Below are 4059 nucleotides of genomic sequence, written 5' to 3'. Positions count from 1 at the left end.
GCAATCCGCTCCGCCGGCAGACCCGGATCCAACGGCACATACGCCGCCCCCGCCCGCCACACACCCAAAATCGCCGCAACCATGTCGACACCCCGCGGCAGACACAACCCCACCACCGACTCCACACCCACACCCTGCACCCGCAGGAAATGCGCCAACCGATTCGCCCGCGCATCCAACTCCGCATACGACACCGACACACCACCGGACACCACCGCGACAGCCTCCGGCGCCCGCACGACCTGCCCACCGAACAACTCAACAACCCCAACGGGCGCCACCCCGTCAGCCGTCTCATTCCACACCTCAACAACCCGACGACGCTCAACCGGGTCCAGGACATCCATCGAGGAAATCGGTGCCTGTGGGTCCTCGGCGAGGGCTGACAGCACTCGTACGAGGGAGCCGACGAATCGTTCGACCGTGTCGGCCTCGAACAGATCCGCCGCGCCCGTGACCATGCCGCCAAGACCGGCCGCGCTGCCTTGGTCGTCGAAGTTCTCCCCCACGAACACGGTGAGGTCGAACTTCGCGCCGACCTCGGCCATCGGCGCCGGGCCGGATCCAGTCTCCGCCTTCTTCTTTGTCTTGCTCTTGGTCCTCGCTTCGGGCACCTCGACGGTGTCCTGGAAGGTCAGCATGACCTGGAACAGGGGCTGGCGGGCGAGCGATCGGGCAGGGGCCAGTTCCTCGACCAGGCGCTCGAACGGAACGTCCTGGTGCGCGAAGGCACGTAGCCCCTTCTCCCTTACCTGCTCAAGGAGTTCAGCGAAGGTCGGGTCCCCGGACAGATCGCTCCGGATCACCAGCGTATTGACGAAGCAGCCCACCAGGTCGTCCAGGGCCTCATCCGTCCGCCCGGCGATCGCGCTCCCGATCGGGATGTCGGAGCCGGCACCAAGCCGGTTCAGCGTCACGGCCAGGCCCGCCTGGAACAGCATGAACAGGGTTACGCCCCGCTGTCGTGCCAGTTCGCGCAGCCTCTGGTGCGACTCGGCCGGCAGGCTCCACTTCACGCCGTGGCCCCGGTGGGTGGGCACCGCCGGGCGCGGCCGGTCGAAGGGAAGCCCCAACTCCTCGGGGGCGCCTTCGAGTTCGTCACGCCAGTATGCGACCTGCCGGGACAGGACACTCTCAGGGTCCTTCTCGTCGCCGAGCAACTCCCGCTGCCACACGGTGTAGTCCGCGTACTGCACCGGCAAGGGAGCCCACTGCGGCGCACTGCCCGTACGGCGTGCCTCGTAGGCCGTGGACACGTCCCGGGCCAACGGGCCGTTCGACCAGCCGTCACTGGCGATGTGGTGCACCACCAGGACGAGCACATGCTCGCCCTGGCCCTCTACGTCCTCTACGTCCTCTACGAACAGCCATGCCCGGATGGGCACTTCGTTCGCGAGGTCGAACTCGTAGGCCGTAGCTGCGGCGACCGCGCTCGTCATGTCCGTCGGCTTGTCGGAGTCGGCCAGATCGACGATGTTCAGATCCCAGGACAGTTCCGAGGGGTCGAGGATGCGCTGGTACGGCTCGCCGTCGGAGGTCGCGAGGATCGTTCGCAGCACCTCGTGCCGGTCCAGCACGTCGCGCAGGGCCGCGGCCAGCGCCGCCCGGTCCACCTGACCGCTCAGGCGAAGCACGGTCGGCATGTTGTACGTAGGGCTCGGGCCCTCCAACTGCGCGATGAACCACAGCCTGCGCTGCGCGTACGACAGGGGAACCCGCTCCGGCCGCTCCCCGGCCACCAACGCGGTCCGGCTCCCCGTGGCGCCGCCGAGCCGGGTGGCTAGGCCGGCCGGCGTCGGCGCCTCGAACAAGGCCCGGAGCGGCACCTCCGTGCCCAGCACCGTCCGCACCCGGCTGATGAGCCGGGTGGCCAGCAGCGAGTGCCCGCCGAGGGCGAAGAAGTCGTCGTGCACGCCGACGCTGTCGAGCCCGAGCACCTCGGCGAACGCGGCACACAGGAGTTCTTCCTGCACGGTGGCAGGCCCTCGGCCCGCGCTCTGCGCGTACTCGGGAACTGGCAGCGCCTTGCGGTCCACCTTCCGGTTCACCGTCAACGGCAACGCGTCGAGGACGACGATCGCCGATGGCACCATGTAGTGCGGCAGCCGCTCGGCCGTGAACTCCCTTGCTCTCACTTGCAGTTCGAATTCCGTGCTGTCGCCCGACCGCACCACGTAGGCGACCAGACGTACGTCACCCGGCATGTCCTCGCGCGCGATCACCGCCGCCTGGGCGATCTCCGGGTGGGTCTCCAGCACCGCCCGCACCTCGCCCGGTTCCACCCGGAACCCGCGGATCTTCACCTGCTCATCCGCACGCCCCGCGAACACCAACTGCCCATCGGCAGTCCAGCGAGCCCGGTCTCCGGATCGGTACATTCGGCCTCCCGTCGGGCCGAACGGGCACGCGACGAACCTTTCCGCCGTGAGGGCGCTGCGGCCGATGTACCCGCGGGCCACTTGGTCGCCGGCGATGTACAGCTCGCCAACCGTCCCGACGGGCACGGGCGCGAGATGTTCATCGAGCACGAACAGCCTGGTGTTGGCGATCGGCGGGCCCATCGGAACCACCGGGCTCGGCTCATCGTCCACCGGACCGGCCGTGACGATCACGGTCGATTCGGTCGGACCGTAGGAATTGATCAGGCGACGGCCTTCGTTCCACACCTCCGCCTGGGCCGCCGACAACGGTTCGGCACCCACCCGCAGGGTGGTCACGTCGGCCAAGTCCGCCGGTTCCAGTACCGCCAGCAGGGACGGCACCACGCTGGCCGTCCGCACGCCCGACTCCCGTATCAGCCGCCCCAGTTGCTGGGCATCAGCACGATCGGCGGCCCCGGCCACAACAAGAGTGCCCCCGGCCGTCAGTGTCGCGGCCACGTCCAGCACCGAGGCGTCGAAACTGAACGACGCGAACTGAAGAACGCGTACTCCGGGCCCAGCACCCAGCAGCGGGCGCAGCGCGGTGGCGACGTTCCTCATTCCACCGTGTGTGGCGTGCACGCCCTTGGGCCGCCCCGTCGACCCCGACGTGTAGATCACATACGCCGCCTGGTCGTTGGCCAGGTGAATGTCGGGTGCCGTCGACGGCGCTTGCGCGAGGGCCGCGATGGTTCCGGCGTCGTCGAGATTCAGTGCCGGGGTGGCCAGGTGCTGGGTGAGTTCGACCAGTCCCACGACTACCTTCGCACCACTGTCGGCGACCATGAACTCCAGCCGCTCGACCGGATACTCGGGATCCAGTGGGACGTAGGCGGCACCGGCTTTCCACACGCTCAGGATCGCCGCGACCATGTCGACACCCCGCGGCAGGCACAACCCCACCACCGACTCAGGACCGACACCCCGCGCTCGCAGAACGTGCGCCAGCCGATTCGCCCGGACGTCCAGGTCCCCGTACGACACCTCCACACCCTCGAACACCACCGCAACCGCGCCGGGATCAGCCGCCGCACGCCGGGCGAACTGCTCCGGCACCAAGGCGTCCGGCACCACACCCGCAGTGTCGTTCCACTGCTCGACCACCAGACGACGCTCGTCCTCGTCCAGGATGTCGACCGCGCTCAGCGGAAGGGTCGGGTCGGTGACGAGGGTTTCCAGGATGCGTCCCCACCGGTCCGCCAACCGTTCGACGGAATCCGCGTCGAACAGATCCGCCGCGGCAACAACCGAGCCGCGCAGCCCGCTCGGAGCGCCTTGCTCGTCGTACAACTCAGTGGCCGTCACCTCCATGTCGAACTTCACCGACGCCATACGGGACGCACCGGCTCCCGCAGCCAGCCCGCCGCTCTGCACGCCGGGCAGGTCCAACACCGCCCGTGCGTTGTTCTGCAGCGTGAACATCACCTGGAACAGCGGATGCCGAGCCAGCGAACGCACCGGAGCGAGTTCCTCCACCAGCCGCTCGAACGGCACATCCTGATGCGCGAACGCACCAAGCCCCGCCTCCCGCACCCGGCTCAAGGTCTCCACGAACGTCGGATCACCTGAGAGATCGGCACGGATGACCAGACTGTTCACGAAGAACCCGACCAGATCATCCAGAGCCTCGTCCGTCCGC

The 4059-nt window shown here is 68.5% G+C and carries 1 protein-coding gene; it reads right to left on the bottom strand.

What is annotated here, in order from left to right:
* Nucleotides 1-4059: amino acid adenylation domain-containing protein (locus M2283_RS51360; protein WP_432423263.1), on the bottom strand; the 4059-nt coding region annotated here is incomplete at both ends.

It is taken from the genome of Streptomyces pseudovenezuelae (assembly GCF_029892565.1).
GTDB classification, from domain to species: Bacteria; Actinomycetota; Actinomycetes; order Streptomycetales; family Streptomycetaceae; genus Streptomyces; species Streptomyces pseudovenezuelae_A.
Note: the sequence above shows the minus strand (reverse complement) of the source record. Positions and strands in the feature narration are given on the sequence as shown.